The sequence below is a fragment of the Dulcicalothrix desertica PCC 7102 genome (genome assembly GCF_003991905.1).
Lineage (GTDB): Bacteria > Cyanobacteriota > Cyanobacteriia > Cyanobacteriales > Nostocaceae > Dulcicalothrix > Dulcicalothrix desertica.
This window is the reverse complement of record NZ_RSCL01000008.1, coordinates 265,139-286,517: the sequence shown is the minus strand read 5'-3', so window position 1 is coordinate 286,517 and position 21,379 is coordinate 265,139. Positions and strand designations below refer to the sequence as shown.

Genomic DNA, 21,379 nt, shown 5'->3' with positions numbered 1-21,379 from the left:
TTTTAGAGCGCTTTGTTATGAAACACGCATTATGCGTGAGTAAAAATTGCCCAAAAACCCTCAAAGTCAACACCCTAGGCGCAACCTCCCCAAGCAATAGAAGAGCAACCACAAGCTGCTGCTCCTGTCGTTCAACAAGCACCTCAATCTGTAAATCCTCCTGTTGTTCAACAACCAGTTCAACCAGTAAATCCTTCTGTTGCACAGGCACCAAACCAAGGGGTATCAAATCAAGTTTCACAGTTGTTACAAACTAAACAATGTCCCAGATGTAACTTAGCGGGAGCAAATTTGCAAAATGCTGATTTAGAAGATGCCAATTTACAAGGTGCTAATTTAAGCCAAGCAAACCTTCAGCAGGCAGATTTGGAAAAAGCCAATTTACAGGGAGCTAATTTGCAAAGAGCTAATTTGATTAATGCCAATTTAGAAAAGGCAAATCTACAGTCAGCTAATCTACAGCAAGCTAATATGCAAAGAGCAGATTTGGAAGATACAAATTTGACTGGCGCCAATATTAGTGGAGCAAATTTACAAGGAGCAGATTTTGAAGATACGATTATGCCTGATGGAACTGTGAGACGGCGATAATTTGAAAAAATAAACCGCTATTTCAATAACCTAATGTATTTAAGGGGGAAACATGGCAATGCAATCAAATTTTCGAGCAATTGGAACATTTTCGAGCAGACGAGAAGCTGAAAAAGCTCTAGTTCAGCTTAGAAATTCGGGTTTCGCAATGGATAGAGTTTCTGTACTAACTAAAGATTCTAACCGTAGCGAAAGTATTAGTGACGCCTCAATGACAGACCGTGGTGACAATGAAGCCCAAGAAGGTGCTGGTATTGGCGCGGTGACAGGTACCGTTTTAGGTGGTATCGGTGGTTTACTTGTAGGGTTAGAAGCTCTACTTATTCCTGGTGTTGGACCATTTCTGGCAGCAGGTACAATTGCTACAACTCTCGCTGGTGCTGGTATTGGTGCTGCTGGTGGTGCTTTAGTTGGGGCTTTAACAGGCGCCGGCATTCCAGAAGAAGATGCTCAACTTTACTCTGAACAAGTATCTCGTGGTGATTACTTGGTAATGCTAGAAGGTTCTAAAAATGAAATAGACCGTGCTAGTTCAATTTTGCAAAGTAGTGGAATTCGTGGTTGGAACGTATACGACATATCTAATGGGCGCCGTGATACTGGTATCGGTTCTACACATATGAATCGAAACACTCAAACATATGTAGATAAGACTGCTGTTAATAATGATGCAGTAGTGGAAATTATTGACGAACGAAAAGGAAATGTGAGTGGTTTTATAGGTTGAAAATCCCCCCTAGCCCCCCTTATTAAGGGGGGAATAAGAGGGTTTTTGCCCTCTAATCAAGAATAAAAAGCAGGATTTATAAGCCCCCCTTATTAAGGGGGGTTGGGGGGATTAAACTAAACTAAATATTATAATCTTAAAATCCATCGAGCAACATTTAAATAAATTAAGACGCCTAGTACATCAACTGCAGTCGTAATAAATGGAGCAGACATTAATGCTGGGTCTAATCCTAAAGAGCGAAATAAAAATGGCAAAGCCGAACCTGCCAATGAAGCTATTAACGATATAGCACATAAACTAATACCTACAGCCATTGCTACAGCAAGATTTCCTTGAATAAAATAAGCCCATATAGTCACGACCAAACCTAGCATAGCTCCTAGCATAGCTCCAGCAATTAGCTCACGTCGCATTATATTCGTCGCTTTACTTACTTCAACTTCTTTAGTGTTCAAACCTCTAATGACTACAGTAGAAGATTGCGCTCCTACATTTCCACCTGTATCAATCAATAAAGGAATAAAGGCGGTCAAAGCGACTACTTGCTCTAAAACATCTTCCTGACTACGAATTACTGCACTAGTCGCGGTATTTGTCAACAAAAGCACAAGCAACCATACTACCCGCCTACGAGCAACAGTAAATAAATTAGTTTGAAAATAATCATCGTCCCCAGATTCTAAGCCACCTAATGTATAAATATCCTCAGTGGCTTCTCGTTCAATAACATCAATCGCATCATCTACGGTAATAATTCCTACTAATCTCTGTTCGGAATCTACTACAGGTAATGCTAATAAGTCATAGCGCTTAATAGTATGGGCTACTTCTTCTTGGTCAGTATCAGTATGAACAAACACAAAATCACGGGTCATGATATTGTCGATTGTTTCTTCTAGAGGCGCCAATACTAGTTCTCGTAATGATAAAACACCCGTTAAACGACGAGCATCATCGGTAATGTAAAGATAATAAATTGTTTCACTACCACTAGCATTGTGGCGAATTCGCTCTAAAGCCTGGGTTGCTGTAAAATTTTCTTTAAGCGATATGTACTCTGGAGTCATGATGCGTCCTGCAGTATCAGGTTTATAACCCAAAAGCAGGTTTGTTGCATCACGTTCTGTAGAACTAAGCTCTCGCAAAAGTCTCCGGACTACCTTGGCTGGTAATTCATCAAACAGTCGCGCGCGGTCATCGGGTGACATGTTTTCAACGATATCTAACACATCCTGCCGATGAAAATCAGCTAGTATTGCTTGCTGAAGGTTAGGAGGAAGGTATTCGTAAACTTCAATAGCTTCTTCCTTTGAAAGCAAGCGAAAAGCAATAGCCTGCATAGCTTCAGGCAAATCTTCAATCGCTTCGGCAATATCTACAGACTGCACAGGAACTAATAAAGCTTTGGCGCCTTCATAATTCTGCCTTCTAAGTAATGTTTCTAATTGCGCTCGAACTAGCTCCCGTATTTCTTGTCGGGGAGTATTTTGCAAGCGTGAAGCGGAAAAATTTTGAGTCACGGCAATCTCCCTAAATTCACGCGGATATTTGGTTTATATACATATAAGATAATAAAAGAAAAATATGATTAAAAAGTGACCAAAGCTTGCTTCTGTTTTCTAACTTAAGGAGTATGCTTTTTGGCAGAGATGATGATTTTAGGAAACTGAGAAAATCTGTGGGGCAACAATAAAGTGGTCTACATTCAAAAGTATTGGTAAATTATATGATATTAGACATATTTTGGGGTGTAGGGTTAATGTTTTCCTTGCATTTCTTCAATTTCAAACAAGTTAATTAGTACTCCTGCAATAGGAATTGATAAAAATACACCTACTAAACCTGCAACTTGGGCGCCTACTAATAATGCAAAAAACATAAAAACTGGATTCATGTTAATTGAACCTTGCATAATTCTTGGCATTAGTAAGTTTTCTTCTACCTGTTGTAGTAAAACACAGCCAACTAGTACTTTTACAGCTTGCCAAATTCCTTGAGGTAAAATAATCAAGCAAACAAGACCTATGCCGATAGTGGCGCCAATTCCAGGTATTAAATCAAATACACCTGCAATTGCAGCTAAAACTAAAGCATAAGGTAATTGTAAAATAGTAAATACAATAAATACAGAAACTCCAAAGAATAGAGATAATATTAATCTACCCCAAAAGAAACCTAAAAAGTTTTTCTTAATCGCGTGATTAAATTTATTACGAAAATTTTCTGGCAATATTTTTAAGATAAAATTCCATGCTCGTTTACCATCCAAAAGCATAAAGAATGCTACAACAAGAATTAAAATTAAATCAATAAAATTGGAAAAGAGAGCTTGAATTGTGGTGAAACCATTACCTAAAAACACTAGTGCCTGATTCCTAATTTGCTCCTCAATACCTTGAAAATCTACTTGAAAGTTTAAACCGATTAAAAGATTTTGTAATCGTTCTATTAAAGAAATTGCTGACTCGATGAATTGAGGAGCTTGATTAAATAATTGCTGTGCTTGAGAGAATATTGTAAAACCAAGTGTGGCTATTAATCCTCCTACAAGTAGCAGACTGAGTAGAAAGACAATTGTTACTGCCACACCATGAGGTAAAAAACGCTCAACCCACTTCACTGGATAACTTAGTAAAAATGCTAAGACTCCTGCAAATATAAAGACAATAAGTACCGTGTCAAAGTAAGCTAATACTTGAATAATTGCCCAACCCAGCGCAAAAAGTAGTAAATACCGGATTAGTTTGGTGTTATTAAGATTATCCCAAATTCTTCTAATATTTGGTTCATTCATATTTAGTTAAATGTGAAATTATCCAGCGCTGGTAATAAAACATTAAGACTATGTGGAATGCAGTTTATTTCAACAGAATTTGCTTCTATAGGGTCGCCATCTAAGGAAACTTTTTGTAAAGGTTTCGTTTCTACTTTTACATTCTTTGCTTTGAAATACTGTATGTCATCTCGATGAGTTGCATCATTTGTAAAGCCCGACCTCAAAAGATGATAGGCGCCGAAGAAAGCATTTTTACGGTTGCTAGGAGCAAAAATTGTCACATCAAGTAGTCCATCGTCGGGAATTACATGTGCTGGGCCATGTGCAAGTAAAGAAGTCGGCGCCGCTGTATTGGCAATTGTTACAGCGACTGCTTGCAAGTTCATTGTTTCATTTTCTGTTTCAATCGAAGCTTCAAAAGTTTTTAACTCTCCAAGTTCTTTTATACCTGCCAAGACAAACGATAGCATTCCAAACTGCTTTTTAATCCTACGACTGCTGTGTGCAATTGTTTCTGGTTCTAAACCAATACCTGCGAGTACTATCATTGGTTTCCCGTTACAAGTTGCAGCATCCACACGGTGGGGTCTTCCTAACAAAATAGCTTCACAAGCAGCTTTGATATTAGTAGAAATATTCAAAGCTTTAGCAAATGCGTTGACAGTTCCTCTCGGTATAATGCCTATAGGGATGTCTGTTCCAATTAATGCTTCTGCTGCCGATGAAACTGTACCGTCACCTCCAGCAATTAATATCATATCCGTACCTTGCTTTATAGCTTGGTGCGTTAATTCAGCAGTACTCACTCCCTTATGACTTGGATGAATGTTTAGATTAATCTTTGACTCGAAAACTTCTCGGATTGTCACTAAATCTTCAACCGGGTCATTCTGTCCTGCGTTTGGATTGAAAATTAGAGATGCGGTTGTAGTCATAATAATATCTTACTGTTATCTTACTGTCTTAAATTCTGAGGAACGTTTTCTGGCACAACCCATAAATAAATGGTGCTTCCATTTACTTGTTGCACTTGTTGTGGTTTCCAGTCACCCATATCAAAAGAGTGAGATACTATACGTGTACCTGGTCTAAGTTCTTGTAGTAGCTTTGGTCTGAGTTTTAAATTAATATCAGGTAGCAAATAAAGTGTCACTACTGAAGCATTACTTAAGTCGGTTTGAAATAAGTCTTGTTGCCGAAATTCAACGCGGTTCCCAACTCCAGATTTTTGCAGATTGGCATTTGCATCTTGGACACGTTCTGGATTAATGTCTATACCAACACCACGCGCTCCGAATCTCTGTGCTGCGGTAATTGGAATTCTTCCATCACCACTTCCTAAGTCATAAATTACATCATTGCTATTCACTCGTGCTAGTTGTAACATCGCATCCACTACTGGTTGCGGGGTGGGTACGTAAGGTACATCTGGTCGGCGTTGCGCTGTAGTTGTTGTAGCTGGTGTTTGGGCATCAGCTTCAAAATCACGTGTATTTGTTGTGCATCCGCTTATACCAATGCTCGCAATACTAATGGTCGTTCCAAGTAGAAGTAAAATTCGTTGTAGTTTCATGATTTAATTACCTGTTATTTAATAATGGTGTCGGTATTGGTTCCATAGCAATAATGGAATGCCTGCTAATACAACCAAAACTCCTGTAATGGCGCCTATTCCGGTATATGTCAAGCTGGAGTACAGCAAATATCCGCAAACAAGGCAAAATAGTAGTGGTGTCCAAGGATATAATGGCACTTGGAAAGGTCGAACGATGTCAGAGTCTTTTCTCCGCAATACAAATAATGAGATAGCAGAGAGTAAGAAAAAGAACCAAAACACAGGCGCCGTATAATCCACCATCGTTTCAAATCCATTGCGAGTGATAGTGCCTAAAAACACTAGTGCTAGAGAAGCTATTCCTTGTAGTAATAAGGCTTGAATGGGAGTTTCTTTTCCTTGTTGCCAACGTCCCATAAAACGAAACAAGGAGAAATCTTGTCCTAAAGCAAAGTTAGAACGGGCACCTGTTAATATTGTGGCGTTGATGGCGCCTAATGTACAAATTGTTACCAAGATACTAAGGAATATTGCTCCTGGTGTGCCTGCTACTCTATCCATTAAAGCGGCGCCTACAGCTTCGGACTTTGCCATTGCTGTTAATCCTAAACCTCGTAAATATGCAAGATTTATAAGTAAGTAAATAGTAGTGATAATCCCAATACTCCACAGTAGAGAACGTACTATATTACGTTTTCTATTTTTTATTTCTGCTGATATATAAGCTGCTTCATTCCATCCACCAAAAGAAAGTAAGACAAATACCATTGCTAATCCCCAGTTAGTGGAAGTTGAGGAAGTTGAGGGAGCGGGAGGAGAAGCGTTTGAGAAAACTCCAATCATAACTACTAGGAGTAAACCCAGTACTTTTGCTGCGGTGAGCCAGTTTTGCGTCCATTTACCAGGACATAAACCAAGAATGTTCAAACCGGTCATCAAAATAATAACTAGAGCAGCGTATATAGAAGATGAATAGGTGCCGGCGAGCGGCAATAACCCAGAGAAATAGTCTCCAAAAACAAATGCCAGCAATACAATAGAACCAGTTTGAATCACTGTCATCCTTGCCCAGGCAAATAGAAAAGCAGTTGGGCGCCCAAAAGCGCGCTTTAAATAATAATATGTTCCGCCCACATCTGGATAAGTTGTTGCTAGTTCTGCATAACACAGGGCGCCAACAAAAGAAACTGCACCACCCAACAACCACAATAGTAATACAGCTATATCACTACCTGCGTTCGCTGCCACAAAAGCCGGAGTTTGAAAAATTCCAGCACCAATCACAATACCAACAATTATTGCCACCGCATCAAAAAGCGCTAGTGATGGTCTTTGTTGGGCAATTGGTACAATTGCTGCGCTTTCTTCTACACTGCTATAGTGTCGTCTGCTCACATTAACTCCTGTTTTCCTGACAGTAATGTTCGTTTATTCATTGGTAATCACCTTTTAACTTTTGCTTGTTTCTAATTATTCATACAAAATGTGACGAAAAAGTGACCTCTACAGAACAAATCTATTTTATTTTTACGATATTAATTTAGCATACATCTTGAACATCATTTGATTTGATTTTTAAAAATATCCTCTCTCTATAGGTAGAGATTATTGCTGTTATTTTCAAATAAATATAACCTGTTACAGATGTTAATTTTGATGAGTTTATTTAACCTGTATTTATAGATAATATTTCTAAAGAAGTAAGGTGGGCACTGCCCACCCTACGTTAAACAAAGTTTTCAAGTTATTGGATTTTAAGAATTTCAAGATGCAGGGCATCATAAAAACCAAATTAAATAATTTGGATTATTGAATTGTTAAACTCTTAGGTTTAAATTTTTATCATGTCTTCTCATGAATCAAATCATCGCACACCAACTTCAATAGATACGAATAGTAACCAAAATAGCTTTTCTAGTAAAACATCTGTTGTAGTTGAAAATAATTTAGAAAATCAGAAAATTAATGACACGTTAGAGGTAGAAAATAAACAACCTTCTAAAAATAAGAATAAATTAACTAGTTTTATCAAAAAATATTGGTGGTTATTTCCTGTAATTGGAATAGTACTCACAATTGGTTTTGTTACATTTCTACGTTTGCGAGAAAACTCTAGGGAACCAACTGCAACCACAGAAATTGCTCCTTTATCAGTACGAACAACAGTAGCTCAACAACAGCCATTACAAGCTTGGGTTTCAACTCAGGGTGTTGTTCGAGCAGTTAAGTATCAACATCTTTCTTTTCAAGTTGAGGGAGATATTACTTATCTTGCAAATCGTGGTGGAAGGAGTTTGCGTTCGGGTGATGCAGTTAGTAAAGGAGAATTACTAGCACGAGTTGATGACAGAGAGCTACAGGCAGATATTCAACAGGCACAAGCTGCCATTGCAGAGGCACAAAAGCAAAGAGCCGCAACCGCTTCTCAAGTATCCACTGCCCAAGCGCAGGTGGCACAAGCTCAGTCTCAAGTGCGACAGGTACAAGCACAACTAGCCAAAGCAAGGACAAATCGTAATCTTGCTCAAACGCAGTTGCAACGTTACCAACAATTATTTAATGAGGGAGCAGTTTCTGCTAGTGAGTTGGATACTCGTAGAAATGCTGTTGAGGATGCTGATGCAAATGTTCAAGCTGTACAGGCTGAAGTTGCAGCCGCTGAAGCTCAAGTACAAGCTGCACGCGCGCAGGTACAAACTGCAAATCAACAGCTAGCTGCAAGTCAATCTGGTGTTACTACTGCCCAAGCACGATTAAGTCAGACACAAGTCGCTTTAGAAAGAGCAAGTATTTATGCGCCTTTTAACGGTATAATTACTAACCTTAATATCCGGCAAGGGGAATACTTTTCACCGCAATTGGTTACTTCGCAATTAGGAGGTAGTTATCAGGGAATTTTAGAGAGAGTACCAATGGTGATTATTGACCCTAGTCAGTTTGAAATTATTGTTGATATTGCTGGTTCTAGTGGAGAAGATGTTCGTCCGGGTCAAACTGCACTGGTTAGTACTGGTACAAATGTTACTGCAGGCGCCGCAAACTCAAATACTAATAATCAAAGTTTAATAGCAGGCGCCAGAGCAAGAGGTAAAGTTTTTGCCGTCAACCCTGCTATTAGTCCTGGGGGAAGGGCAACTGAAGCTAGAATTCGTCTAGAGCCACAAGCTGCTAGTAACCTGCGACATGGGGAACAAGTGACTACTTGGATTGCTGTTGCAGAAAAACAAAATGCGGTAGTTGTTCCTTTAAATGCCATCGTTCGACGTGACCAACAACCATATATATTTGTTGTGAATCAGAATAAGGGTGTTGTAGAACAGCGACGGGTGGAATTGGGAATCACAGGAATAAGCGAGCAAGAAGTTATCAGTGGTGTTCAACCTGGAGATTTAATTGTTACAGAAGGACAAAATCGGCTTGTGAATGGAGCAGCAGTAAGAGTTGTGAGCGAGTAGTAGGAAAATGAAAACAGATGTTAATTTAGAGAATGCAAATCAGCACCCTAAAGCTTCTCAGGATAAAAAAACTTCGGCACTGGCTAATTTTCTTTTTTTAAATCCTATTTTTGGTATTCTTTTAAGCTTACTATTGATTGTTGGCGGAGTGTTAGGTTATTTTTCTTTAGTAAAACAATCCAACCCAGATATTGATATTGCTGTTGCGACTGTCACCACTACCTGGCCTGGTGCTGACCCTCAAACCATAGAGCAGCAAGTAACTGCGAAAATTGAAACAGAAATAAACTCTGTGGAAAATGTCAGGCAAGTTAGAAGTGCTTCTTATACTGGATTTTCGGTAATTAACGTTGAGTTTGCTTCAGATGCGGATGTACAGAGTTCAATTACAGACTTACGTGATGCTGTGTCCCAAGCTCAAGCTGAGTTACCAGCAGATGTGGAGCAACCTGTAGTTAGGCAAATATCTGTTGATGATGCTCCAATTCTGACTATCGCTTTGTTTGGTAATCTTGATTCGACGGTAATTAGTAGTGCTGCACAAAGAATTCAAGACCGTTTGGAACAAGTAACTGGTGTTAGCGAAGTCACTCTTGGTGGCGCCAGAGAAGAGGTAATTCAAGTACAAATGAATCCCTTTCGTTTGGCGGAGTTAGGTATTTCACCAGCAACTATTGCGAATCGAATTCGTGCTGCTAACCAAGATACTCCTTTAGCGGATATAGAAAGTGATACTATTGGCTCTCAAGTGCGCTTTTACGGTAGATTTCGCACTGTAGAAGACTTGCGGGAATTACCAATTACTCGTTTGGAGGGTCGAGTTGTACGTTTAAATGAAGTTGCTACTGTTAACCGAGAATTAGAAAGGGAAGAAGCTCGTGCTTTTATTAGTACACAAGGTAAGTCATATCAACCTGTTGTGAGTGTAAGTGTTACCAAAGTGCCAGGTCAAGATTCGATAGGGGTGATTGATAATGTTATCGCAGCAATGGAACAAATTAAACAAAATCCAGATGATTGGCCTTATGGGATGGAATATATTGTTACTGCTGATGAATCTGAAGTAATTTGGGAACAGTTAAATAATGTATTTAATAATGTATGGCAAGCAATGTTGGCAGTGTTTGTTGTGCTATTTATTGCTCTATCTTGGCGTGAAGCTTTAATTGCTGGACTTTCAATACCATTAACTTTTCTGGGAACTTTAGCGGTTCTTTGGTTAACAGGTCAAACGCTTAACATCATGGTATTAATTGGTATGGTGTTAGCTTTGGGAATTTTGGTAGATGTATTTATTTTAATGATGGAAGGTATGCATGAAGCAATTTTTGTTAAAGGTTTAAGTTTTAATCAAGCAGCCTTACAAACAGTAAAAACTTATGCTTTACCTGCTTTTTCTGGTCAATTAACAACTATTTTGGCGCTTGTACCTTTGCTAGCGATTAGCGGTACATTAGGTAAATTTATTCGCTTATTACCATTCACAACTATTATTTGCTTAGTATTAAGTTTTGGTATCGCTCTTTTAATCGATATACCTTTATCTCGTTATTTACTAGCCAATGTTAAGGGAGTAGAGAAAAAATCTTTTATCGACCGACTTACAGAAAGAGCATCCCATAACTTTGCCAGATGGAGTTTAAACCATACGGTGAAGAATAAAGCTACTGCAATTGCTTGGACGGCAGGGGCTTTATCATTATTTATTTGTGCTATATTTGCTTTGACACAAATCCAAGTTGAATTTTTCCCACAATCTGATGAGCGTAATTTTAGTGTTAATGTTGAATTGCCGCCAACTACAACTCTAAATGTTTCTCAAAAAGTTGCTGATGATTTAGGGGAAATATTACGTCAAAAGAATTATTTAGAGAGTGTTATTAAATACGTTGGTCAACGTAGTACTTTAGTTAGCTCTGGAGAGTTACAACCAAATGAAGGTAGTTATTTAGTTGGTTTTTCTGGCGTATTTATTCCTGAAGACGAACGTGACCGACTTTCTTTTGAATACCTTATTGATTTACGAAAGGAGTTAGATACAGCACTAAACAACTATCCTGGAGCATCATTAGTAGTAACTGGACAACAATCTGGAGGCGCCCAAGAACCAATTCAAATTGTAATATCTGGCACTGAGATAAATCAACTACGGCAAATTTCTCAAGAGGTGCAAGATTTATTGCGACAAATTCCAGGAACTCTTGATGTCCGTGATAACCTGGGTGCTTTAGTGCCAGACTTACGTTTAATACCTAGACGAGAAGAATTAAGCTTTTATGATATTTCTGAAGAAGAATTAGCAACACAAGCGAGTTATTATACTAGAGCTATTGATGTTGGAGATTTTCCCATTGGTGGCAATCAAGAAGATATTGAAATCCGTTTAAGTACAGCTTGGCCGTCTCGTAATGGTAATGTTGGTGGTCCCACTCGTAGAGATGAATTATTAGCAGTGCGGTTTTTTACAAATAATCCTGACCAAGAAGTAGTGAGCGCAGGCACCGTTATCCAAGCAATCCAAAATGAGGCGCCGATTTCTGTTACCCGTAGAAATGGACAACGTACAGTAACAATTTTAGCCAAAAATGAAGGTCGTACAGTAGGCGAAATTTTAGCTTCTGTACAACCAAAATTAGAAGAACTAAAAAAATCTTGGGGACAAGGTTATAATTATAGCTTTGGTGGTGAAACAGAAGACCAAGCAGAAACCTTTGGTTCAGCAACTTCTGCGCTTGGCATTGCCGTTTTCTTAGTATTTGCGGTATTAGTACTGCAACTTGGGTCATTTCGCCAACCGTTTATTATTATGTTGGCTATTCCCTTAGCCATGATTGGGACAATGGGTGGGTTTTTTCTTGCAGGTATTCGTTTTTCTTTCGTAGCTTTTATTGGCATTATTGCTTTAGTAGGGATTGTCGTCAATGATGCGATTGTCATGGTTGATACGATGAATAGCTATCAACAGCAAGGAATCAGCAAAAAACAAGCCGCAGCTAGAGGAGTAGCAGACAGACTCAGACCAGTAATTACAACATCTGTAACAACAATTATTGGTTTGATACCTCTGGCTCTAAGTGACCCAACTTGGATGCCTCTGTCTTGTGCAATTATTTTCGGTTTGCTGACTGGTACTTTAAGTGCTTTGTTGGTAGTACCTTGTTTGTATCTGCTAATTACACCAAAAACTTCATATTAGCGAATTTTTATAGTACAAAGTCTCAGATGTGGGGAGCATCCCAATTTTACCAAAAAATAAATTGTCATTCTGAGCGCAGCGAAGAATGTTCGTTATATTCGAGTTCTTTAAGATGCTTCGTTCCTCAGCATGACATGATTCCTCCAAATTGGGATGCTCCCCAGATGTGTGAATTAAAATTCCCCCAAACCCCTTATTAAGATGGGTTCAGGGGTTTTTCTAAAGTCATATTTGATTCACATTTATTTTCAATCATAGAAATAGAAATACAGCTAATTTCAGGTACGTGAGGTACATAAATAATGCCGAAACCCTTGTAGAGACGTTAAATGTAACGTCTCTACAAGATGTATTATATAAATACGCAACCTGCTTTAATTAGCGTACCGCAATTTGTTCATTGATTGTTGTTTGTACTCTCTGAGCAATTTCTTCAGACACAGGTATGTATCCAAGCTTGACAGCGTATTCTTCACCTTCAGTTAATGCCCAGTTAATAAAATTTTTGAGTGCAGTAGCCTTGGCAGGATTATCGTATTGATTGTATAGTAATAACCACGTTAGACCAACAATTGGATAAGCGTCCTGTCCAGCAGGGTCTGGAATTTCTAATGCAAAGTTTTGAGGAATTGTTTGTCCCTCCAATACTCTAGCGGCACTTTCTGGTGAAGGCTCTACAAATTGACCTGCTCTATTTTGCAGAGTCGCCATATTCAAGTTATTTTGTCTCGCATAAACATACTCAACGTAGCCGATTGCTCCTTGGGTTTGTTGAATCTGAGCAGTTACGCCTTCATTTCCTTTAGCACCAATACCGACAGGAAAGCTAATTGATTTTCCAACACCCGCTTTCCAATTTGGACATGCTGCCGCAATATGATTAGTAAACAAAAAAGTAGTACCACTTCCATCAGAGCGGTGAACAAAAGATATAGGAGTATTGGGCAGATTAACATTCGGATTCTGTTGAGTAATGCGTGGGTCATTCCAGGTTGTAATATCTCCTTGAAAAATTCCACAGTAAGCCTCGCGTGAGAGCCTTAAATTCTTAACATCTCCTCCCAAGTTGTAAGCGAAAACAATGGCGCCACCCGTTAATGGCACTTGAATTGGTTCAGTATTATATTTAGCTTGAAATTGTTGACGTTCTTCGTCCGTTAATGGTGCATCAGTCGCTCCAAAGTCTATAGTTCCTGCAATGTACTGATTAATGCCGGCGCCACTACCTATCGATTGGTAACTAATTTTAACATTTTGGTTTTGTTGATTGTAAGCGTTAAACCAAGTTAAATATAAAGGTGCTGGGAAAGATGCCCCAGCACCAATAATATTTACTTGGTTGCCGGCAGATGGTTGATTTGTATTCCCGGCTTGAGGAGGAACAGTTGTATTCTGCGGTTGGCAAGCTGATAAGCCTGTAGCAAATAGAATTCCCGAAAATGCAGCAATTAATCGAGTCGGCTTACGGAAATTAAGCATAATAATGTACCAAATGTTTCACTAGGTTTGTTTTTCATCTTTCACTTTTTGCTGCTAAATCGGAAATTTGTTCACTTTTACACTGAAGCGTTAGGTAAAAAGCAATGCCTGTATTGAATATTTAACGAGTGATGCGAAGAATTTTATCCCCTCCTTGAGGACAGTTACCACGACCATCACAATTACTTGTAGTCACGTATAATTCACCATCAGGCGCCATAATTACTTCCCTTAAACGCCCTAGACTATTTGGTGAATTCGGTTGAAAATAAACTTCATGGGTTCTCACTTGTCTAGGATTTGCTGAATCAAAAACAACTCTTTGCAAATGGCTAGAACCAAGAGTGCCAATAATTAAGCTACCTTTCCATTCGGGAATTGCATTACCTGTGTAAATTGCGGCGCCACCTGGGGGAAGAGCATCTTGCCAAACTATAGATGGAGTTACTATCCCTTCTTGCGTTTCACAGTTTTGTATATTAGGCCAGCCTAAATTATCACCAGCTTGTGCCACAGAAACTTTATCTTCGCCAGTTCTGCCTAATTCTCCACTTGGACCGTGGTCAGTAACCAAAAGCGTTGATTGATTTAACCAATCGAATCCTTGAGTATTACGAATCCCAGTAATGAAAACTGGATTACCTGGGAATGGATTATCTTGCGGTACTTGCCCATCTGGTGTTAGACGTAAAATTTTACCAGCTAGGCTATTTTGATTTTGAGAAGTTTCTGGTTCTCTCGCATCACCAGTACCAATATAAAGCATTCTATCGGGTCCAAAGCGAATACGACCCCCGTTATGGAAAACTGCTGCTGGAATATCATCGATAATAATTCGGTCTGATGATGCACTTTGACCATCAGGTGATAGGCGCCAACGTTCTACTCTATTTACTGGAGTCCCGTTTTTACTAATAGTGTAGTAAAGATAGAAAGACCTGTTATTTGCAAAATCTGGGTGTGCTGCAATTCCTTGTAAACCACCTTCTCCAGAATCTATTGTTTTCAAAGTAGCCACTGGCTTTTGTTGTAATTGTCCGTTTCGTACCAGTCGCACTCTACCTGGTCGCTCAGTTACTAACATTTCGTTATTTGGTAGAAACGCAATTCCCCAAGGAACGTCTAAATCTCTAACAACTTCTTGTGCTTGTACTTTAACTTGTCCTGCTGAACCAAAGCCATTTTCGACTAAAGTGCAAGCTTGTGCTTGAGATGTTGCTGCTGTTGTATTGATAGGTACGGCTTCGGGAGTTACTTGAGTATTATTGGTGCCTGTTTGTTCAGCAGGTGTACCATTACAAGATATAAGTCCAATTAAACTTAGACCAAAAAAAATCTTAGTTGTATTGAATATAAAACGTTTCATGTTGAAATATTAATTAATTTGTATATAATTTAATTCCCTGCGTGGAAGGGGAGATAAAAATGATATAAACGATAAATTTTATACATAATTGTTTTGTAGGGTGGCTTAAGCCACCTTACTCTCTGCGAATGGGCTATAAATGTGAATCATTTGAATTATTTATTCACAATTGGGCGCCCTTGAGTATCGATATCTAATTCTTCGCGACGTATTTTTTCTTGGGCTTCGACAGTTTCAGTGTCAACAACTTTCTTGACTCGTATTTCTTCCTTGACAATAGCTTCTTTATGAATATCTGCCTTTTCTTCGTAAATGTCCATACGAGCAACTTCACCTGAACGAAAAGCATTTGTCGGCGCCGAAGCAGGTTTTGTGCTTGTGGGAGAAGTACGCTCAATAACTACTCTTTCTTTTTCAACGGGAACAGCAACGCGAGCAGTTTCAGTCTCAACGTGCTTACCTATTGAAACTTCCCCAGCCTTTTGGCGTTGCTTGTTAGCAATCAATCTTTCTTCATACAACTTCAAACTTTGACCATCAGTTTGGCTATTAGTTTCTGAGATGTCGTATAAAGAAGAGTCTTGCTCATAGTTGTAGGTACCACGGTCCGCATCAGCAGGTTGAGTTAAACCAGAAGAGGCAACAGAACCACGATAAACACCACGTACTTGCTCCTCGTAGTCATAACCAATTTCTTCTAATTCATCATAATTTGGCAACTCTTCCACTTGTTCTTTAGTTAGACCTTTGGCATAAACTATTTTATCGGTGTAATGAATGTCTGCACGACCAACAGGTAGTAAAACTTTTTTACCAAAAATCCAAAAACCTGTGTCTACCACTATATAGCGGAAACAACCACTGGTTTCATCCACTAATATATTGTGTACCGTTCCAACTTTTTCGTGTCTAAGAGTATATACGTCGAAATTATCAATATCATCAACATCAGAGCGACTGTCTATAGAATCTACGTAGTAATCTGTAATCTTTACAAGTGCCATTTTGTACTCTCCTATTCAATTCGCTACTTTGATTGTGAAAAATGAATGTGAGCAGAAAGTGATAACAATTTAAAATTCTATTCAGACAAGTTTATTCACTGTTTGCAAATATATCTTAAGTAAGAGGTGCAACTAATCTTAAGAGGATTGAATTAATAATTGCCAAAGAAATAGAACCCAGTAATGCGCTCCAAAATCCATAACGTAAACTAAACCCAGGAACTATTATAGCAGCTAATCCAAAAGTGATTGCATTTAGAATAAAGAAAAATAAGCCTAAAGTTAGAATAATAAAGGGAAACGCAAAAAAGGTTAAAATCGGTAGTAAAATTGCATTCAGGATACCAAAAACTGCTGCTGAAAGAGCGGCTTTCCCAAAACCATCAACATCAATTCCTAAGAAGGGTAATCTGGATATAATTAAAAAACTGACAGCAGTAACTAACCAGGTAATGATAATTCCAACCATAATAGTACCTCTTTGAGATTGCCTGATATACAAAGTTGGCAAGTTATTTTTTAGTATTAGAAATAAATGTGAGTCAAAAGTGATAGAGATATAGAAACACGATTTGACGTGACTTCAGGCTTTATAGCAATTCAATCGTGCTTCTATAGAAATTGGCGTGTGCTATAATTTTGTTAACCCAAGCTATTTAATGTTAGAGTTATTTGGCACAGCTTGATTTTGACCATCCGCACCTCTACACCTGTGAGTAAATTTGTCAACTGTGTAGCTGACTAAGAAAGGCTGCGAGTGAATAGTTCCAAAGGCAGAAAAATCAGAGCCGCTATGATATTAAAATAGTCTAATACCATAGAGCCTGTGAACGCTCGCTTGAATTCATCTTTGTGTTTAAAATGACCTAGAGCAACAATAGTATTAGTTACACTAGTACCGATATTGGCGCCTAACATTATTGGAATTGCTGCTGCTGCTGTTAGGGTTCCAGATGCAACCAAAGCAACAGTCAAAGAAGTTGTTGTTGATGAACTCTGAACCAGAGTTGTAGCTAAAATTCCTACTAGAAAACCAGTGATGGGATTCGCCGTAGTTCCTAACAGCGTTTGTGCTGCATCTTCTCCCATTAATTCAAATGCTTCACCTAATAAATCTAGGCTAGTGAAGAATAGTAACAACGCTATTATAAGACCGAAAAAACTCCAAAACGCACCTTTAGGTAAGGCATGTATAAAACGGCTCATAACCTAAAATCTCAATTTCAAAACTTGTTACTTTCAAATTACTAAAAAATCTGATATTGAAGGTTAATTTATTATTAAAATAAAATTATATAAAGCTTTATTTTTTGTTTAGGAAACTTGTCTTATTTAATATTTAATAAATCTACCAATGGTAATACTTTTATCAAAAAAATAAAATTAAAGCAATCACTTTTTAGTCACATTTGTTTAGAAAATTCTTATATACAAGTAAGCTTTGCTATAATTATGTAGGTTGGGTGGAGGCTTTGCGTTTACGTAGTATGCCGGAGGCACAACCCAACATTCCCATCCGTTAATAAGTTTGGTTCACGCAAAGCCAACCAACGGGTTAATTTAATAAAGCATGGTGATTTATGATGTTTTTCAAACGTTTCAGCAGAAAACTCGCTTATTTAAGCTTAACTAAGCTAACTGCTTTCATTGTTGTCTGTAGCTTATTAACTGCTTGTGCAAACGCCTCTAATACACCTCAAATTGGAGCGCAGTCAGGAATACAAGAGTCTCCTTCATTGGAGCAAGTTAATAATGCTTCCCAAAATGAAAATAGTGATTTACCAGAAGCTGTGAGTAATGCTATTTTGAAGGATGCTTCTAAACGCACGGGACAATCTAATGATAAGTTAAAAATTATTGCTTCTGAATCACGTACTTGGAAAGATGGATGTTTAGGTTTAGCAGACCCTGGAAGTCTTTGTACTCAAGTTGTAGTTCCTGGATGGGAAGTAAAAGTTAGTAATACAAAATCACAAACTTGGGTTTACCGCACTAATAATTCTGGTAGTTTGGTTAAGCTTGACCCTGCATCAAAATCTTAATTTATCTATTTGCTTTGATTCCTTTTCGATGAACGAGAAGTTCTCCTTTTGTTCTTATTTCGAGGAACAGCATACTCTGATGGAACAATTGGAGAACCGCGCCTTTGAGCAAAAACTTTAGTAAACACCGCCCCTAAAAGAAGAATTTGAGCAGCATAATAAACCCAGGTAATTAGAATAACAAAAGAACCTGCTACACCGTAAGCAGAGCCAAAGTTGGTTTGCCTAAGAAACAGTCCAAACAAAGATTGACCGATTAAAAATAAAATTGCTGTTATTACTGCTCCCACAACTGTATCACGCCATGAAATCTCAGCATCGGGTAAAATAGTGAATATGGCGCCAAATATAAATGTTGTCACTCCAAAAGTAAGCAATAAGCTCAGAATCTGCCACCAATAACCGGCGCCAGGTACTATAGTGTTTAAAACATCAACTAAAGCAGCTAAAAGAGTATTAGTAACAAAAGATACTAGTAATAAAAATGCAATTACTAATATCATGGCGAACGATAACAAACGTTTACGTAAAAAGTGAAATATTTGTTGTTTAGGGGCTGGTTCTACTTCCCAAATTCTATCCAATGCGTCTTGAATCTGAGCAAAAATACCAGAGGCGCCAAATAGTAAAAACCCAAGACTGAAAATTAAGCTGAAAGGTCCCCCAGTCGCATCAGCCCTCATATTAGTAATAGCAGTAGCAATTACCTCTGCTGCTTGTACTCCAACCAATTCTGTCATCCGAGCGACAATTTGCTCTTTTGCAGCTTCTTCTCCAAAAATAGCTCCAACAATCATCATTACTATAATCAGTAATGGCGCCAGAGAAAATACTGTATAGTAAGCAAGCGAAGCCGCTAAAAGAGAAACTTCATTAAATTGCCATTCGGAAATAGTATCTCTCAATAGTCCCCAAATATTTCTTAAACGTGCCTTGATATTCCGCATATAATTTTTGTACATATACGTATGGTGGGCAGTGCCCACCCTACACTCTTAAAAAGATGCGACTTGTTGAAATGATGTCTCAGGTAAAACAACCGGGTCATCATCAATTGACAACAAGAATTTGATTAAATCATTTTGTTCTTGAGCGCTATAACCTGCTTTTTGATCAACCCAGTATTCATGACCACTACCGTCTACATTTGAACGCTGTAAGTCAGGATTAGCTTGGTTAGCTGTTACTGCAACCGCGCGTAAATCCCGGTCAACTAATACTCGTAAACTAGCTTTTGCATCAGGTATAATACCACGCATTAAAGTACCAGCCATCCCTAATTCTTCTGGTTTGGCAACTATAAAGCGTCCATTTTCATCTGGCTTGATTGACTCACCACTAGCTGCAACACCACCATCATGGAGGTAAGGTGCGCTAAGATACAGCCCTATCAAATTTTGTACCTTGTAACCACCATCTGGGTCACTCAGAGCATAAGCTAGTTCAATATCTTCTTTTGGTGTGATGTCTGTAGGTACGGATAGCACGGGTGGGTTAGGAGGTAAAGGTACAGGTGTATTTGGCGGATAAGTATCAGGAGGTGCAAACTCAAGAGCAAATTTTTGTGAGGCAGGCGCCCGTTTTGGTTGAGTTGCAACTTCTTTGACTGGAATTATTTTGTGGTTTGTAAAGTAACGTCCACTATGGCACTCAGCACAGTTTGCTTTTTGGAAAATAGCTGCACCTCGCTTTAAGGTATCAATATCGGCAACTTGATGAGGAGGTGGCGCCAAGGTATTTTGGAAAGCTGACATACCATTAAGTTGTGCTGCCACAGGTAAACCAGGAGTATTCGCCATTAAGCCATTTTGCATGAATAAACTACCTTTTGGATATTCTGGCATCTTAATGACGCTATTGATACCAGGGTTTCCTGGTGTGGGGTCTACTTCATCGAAAAATTCTGATGGTTTGGCGCCCTCTGGAAGTCTAAATTTTGGACTAGATGCATTTTGTAGCATTGCCCCCAAATAAACTTCCTTATCAATTCCCAAAATTTCCTCACTCTCGTCTGCTGTAGTTGTGGGGTCAGCATTTAATCCAAACACAGCATTATTTAATGTAGTCAAACCGTGGAACCAACCAATCGAAGCAACACCGCTCCAAGCATAGGGAAATGTTTCGTGGGTGTAGGAAGTGGGTATTTGTGCTGAGTTATTTTTCAAATCACCATTCGATACAAAGTTACCAGGTGGCCATGAAAGAATAGCAGCATCTACTTCATTTTCCATTGTCTTTGTGTCGGGAAGTTTCGCAGTTTCCCCTTTATTGTTAATAAAAGTATGCTCACCCGGTGGAATTTGATTTGGTTTGACATCTGTCTGGCGGAAGAGTGCCGCAGAATTACTTGCCATCGCAATTAACGGACCTAAATTAATGTCTGTATTAATGGCGCCTTCAAGAATGCGTCCTGTTTTTTCACTCACCGTTGCATGACACAAAGCACAGGTAATTCCAGCTTTAATAGTACCTTTTTCGACATGGGTGATTAAACCCAAGGGAAATAAAGAACCTTTAGGTACATCTAAACCAGTATTTAATACTGTACCCGCTTTGAAAGTGCGATTTCCTACAGTAATATCTTCGTCTATAGGCACTTGCAAGTTGGTAGTTCCCTGTCCTTTCAAAGCTAAAACAGATGAAGCGATACTGCCTAAATTGATAGGACCATCGAGAATACCTACGACATCTGTAAATAGAACCTCGTTACCGAATGATTCTTGGTAAAAAGCATCACGCCCTAAATCTATCAATTCTTCCGTAACTTTAACGGCGCCGTTATTAGGGGAAAGTGCTTCCTGTCCAGCTGGGGTTTGCAGTAGTTTGCCAGCATCTTGCTTAGAGACTGAATATCCTAACACATCATAAGAGCCAACTTCTCGTGGTGGAGATTGTGTAAAAGGTGTGTAAGTGGTGTTAACGTTTGGTGGTCTTCCTGGTAAAGTCAGTTCTAGCTGAAAACCTAAAAAGCCAACAAAGACTAGCACGGAGATGAGGATGAGAATCGCGCGTAATCGCATAGTTTCCTCACTATTCGTTTTCTTTTACTTATTCAAAATCACAAACATCATTTTTGCCAAAGCAAATCATTTCTGCTAAGAGTTATATGGCTTAAATGTGATTAAAAAGTGATTATGGCTGATATAACTAACTTATTGTTACTGGCATCTGGCTGAAGAAATAAT

18 protein-coding genes are annotated in these 21,379 nt (G+C 38.7%); 5 read left to right on the top strand and 13 right to left on the bottom strand.

Going from position 1 to position 21,379, the window contains the following annotated elements:
* Nucleotides 1-241: hypothetical protein (locus DSM106972_RS53555; protein WP_233787898.1), on the bottom strand; the 241-nt coding region annotated here is incomplete at its 3' end.
* Between the two features lie 2 nt (nucleotides 242-243).
* Between DSM106972_RS53555 and DSM106972_RS18760 the strand changes: the two genes are divergently transcribed.
* Entirely contained in the window at nucleotides 244-591 is a 348-nt protein-coding gene (locus DSM106972_RS18760; protein WP_201800748.1) for a pentapeptide repeat-containing protein, read from the top strand.
* A gap of 52 nt (nucleotides 592-643) precedes the next feature.
* On the top strand, nucleotides 644-1,318 hold the full coding sequence (locus DSM106972_RS18755; protein WP_127082123.1) for a general stress protein: 675 nt from the start codon (nucleotides 644-646) through the stop codon (nucleotides 1,316-1,318).
* Nucleotides 1,319-1,446: 128 nt separating this feature from the next.
* Here the strand turns inward: DSM106972_RS18755 and mgtE are convergent, their stop codons facing one another.
* The 5 genes from mgtE to DSM106972_RS18730 all read right to left on the bottom strand — a co-directional run bounded on the left by mgtE (nucleotide 1,447) and on the right by DSM106972_RS18730 (nucleotide 7,047).
* Complete coding sequence (gene mgtE, locus DSM106972_RS18750; RefSeq protein WP_127082122.1) at nucleotides 1,447-2,841, bottom strand: magnesium transporter; 1,395 nt, start codon at nucleotides 2,839-2,841, stop codon at nucleotides 1,447-1,449.
* Nucleotides 2,842-3,077: 236 nt separating this feature from the next.
* A complete protein-coding gene (locus DSM106972_RS18745; protein ID WP_127082121.1) occupies nucleotides 3,078-4,115 on the bottom strand; it encodes an AI-2E family transporter in 1,038 nt (345 codons plus the stop codon).
* Between the two features lie 2 nt (nucleotides 4,116-4,117).
* Complete coding sequence (locus DSM106972_RS18740) at nucleotides 4,118-5,032, bottom strand: YegS/Rv2252/BmrU family lipid kinase (RefSeq protein WP_127082120.1); 915 nt, start codon at nucleotides 5,030-5,032, stop codon at nucleotides 4,118-4,120.
* A gap of 20 nt (nucleotides 5,033-5,052) precedes the next feature.
* Complete coding sequence (locus tag DSM106972_RS18735; RefSeq protein ID WP_127082119.1) at nucleotides 5,053-5,670, bottom strand: SAM-dependent methyltransferase; 618 nt, start codon at nucleotides 5,668-5,670, stop codon at nucleotides 5,053-5,055.
* 18 nt (nucleotides 5,671-5,688) lie between these two features.
* Nucleotides 5,689-7,047 (bottom strand): APC family permease, encoded by a 1,359-nt coding sequence (locus DSM106972_RS18730; protein ID WP_411675316.1) that lies wholly within the window; start codon nucleotides 7,045-7,047, stop codon nucleotides 5,689-5,691.
* Between the two features lie 449 nt (nucleotides 7,048-7,496).
* Here DSM106972_RS18730 and DSM106972_RS18725 point away from each other — a divergent pair, with 449 nt between their 5' ends.
* Nucleotides 7,497-9,107 (top strand): efflux RND transporter periplasmic adaptor subunit, encoded by a 1,611-nt coding sequence (locus DSM106972_RS18725; protein WP_186538862.1) that lies wholly within the window; start codon nucleotides 7,497-7,499, stop codon nucleotides 9,105-9,107.
* 7 nt (nucleotides 9,108-9,114) lie between these two features.
* Entirely contained in the window at nucleotides 9,115-12,303 is a 3,189-nt protein-coding gene (locus DSM106972_RS18720) for an efflux RND transporter permease subunit (RefSeq protein ID WP_127082118.1), read from the top strand.
* Between the two features lie 378 nt (nucleotides 12,304-12,681).
* On the opposite strand, the gene pstS is transcribed toward DSM106972_RS18720, so the two are convergent.
* From pstS to DSM106972_RS18695, 5 genes are all read right to left on the bottom strand, one after another.
* On the bottom strand, nucleotides 12,682-13,782 hold the full coding sequence (gene pstS / locus DSM106972_RS18715; RefSeq protein WP_127082117.1) for a phosphate ABC transporter substrate-binding protein PstS: 1,101 nt from the start codon (nucleotides 13,780-13,782) through the stop codon (nucleotides 12,682-12,684).
* A gap of 121 nt (nucleotides 13,783-13,903) precedes the next feature.
* Complete coding sequence (locus DSM106972_RS18710) at nucleotides 13,904-15,148, bottom strand: PQQ-dependent sugar dehydrogenase (RefSeq protein ID WP_127082116.1); 1,245 nt, start codon at nucleotides 15,146-15,148, stop codon at nucleotides 13,904-13,906.
* Between the two features lie 155 nt (nucleotides 15,149-15,303).
* The gene (locus DSM106972_RS18705; protein WP_127082115.1) at nucleotides 15,304-16,152 is read right to left on the bottom strand and encodes a DUF2382 domain-containing protein; all 849 of its coding nucleotides are present in this window, start codon (nucleotides 16,150-16,152) and stop codon (nucleotides 15,304-15,306) included.
* A 115-nt stretch (nucleotides 16,153-16,267) separates the two neighbouring features.
* The gene (locus DSM106972_RS18700; protein WP_127082114.1) at nucleotides 16,268-16,621 is read right to left on the bottom strand and encodes a phage holin family protein; all 354 of its coding nucleotides are present in this window, start codon (nucleotides 16,619-16,621) and stop codon (nucleotides 16,268-16,270) included.
* A gap of 272 nt (nucleotides 16,622-16,893) precedes the next feature.
* Nucleotides 16,894-17,358: a Na/Pi symporter gene (locus tag DSM106972_RS18695; protein ID WP_127082113.1), complete on the bottom strand. Its 465-nt coding sequence runs from the start codon at nucleotides 17,356-17,358 to the stop codon at nucleotides 16,894-16,896.
* Nucleotides 17,359-17,732: 374 nt separating this feature from the next.
* Between DSM106972_RS18695 and DSM106972_RS18690 the strand changes: the two genes are divergently transcribed.
* On the top strand, nucleotides 17,733-18,194 hold the full coding sequence (locus DSM106972_RS18690) for a DUF8738 domain-containing protein (RefSeq protein ID WP_127082112.1): 462 nt from the start codon (nucleotides 17,733-17,735) through the stop codon (nucleotides 18,192-18,194).
* Between the two features lie 5 nt (nucleotides 18,195-18,199).
* On the opposite strand, the gene DSM106972_RS18685 is transcribed toward DSM106972_RS18690, so the two are convergent.
* Both DSM106972_RS18685 and DSM106972_RS18680 read right to left on the bottom strand, forming a co-directional pair.
* The gene (locus DSM106972_RS18685; protein ID WP_127082111.1) at nucleotides 18,200-19,141 is read right to left on the bottom strand and encodes a YihY/virulence factor BrkB family protein; all 942 of its coding nucleotides are present in this window, start codon (nucleotides 19,139-19,141) and stop codon (nucleotides 18,200-18,202) included.
* 48 nt (nucleotides 19,142-19,189) lie between these two features.
* Nucleotides 19,190-21,214: a di-heme oxidoredictase family protein gene (locus tag DSM106972_RS18680; RefSeq protein ID WP_127082110.1), complete on the bottom strand. Its 2,025-nt coding sequence runs from the start codon at nucleotides 21,212-21,214 to the stop codon at nucleotides 19,190-19,192.
* Nucleotides 21,215-21,379 lie beyond the last annotated feature (165 nt).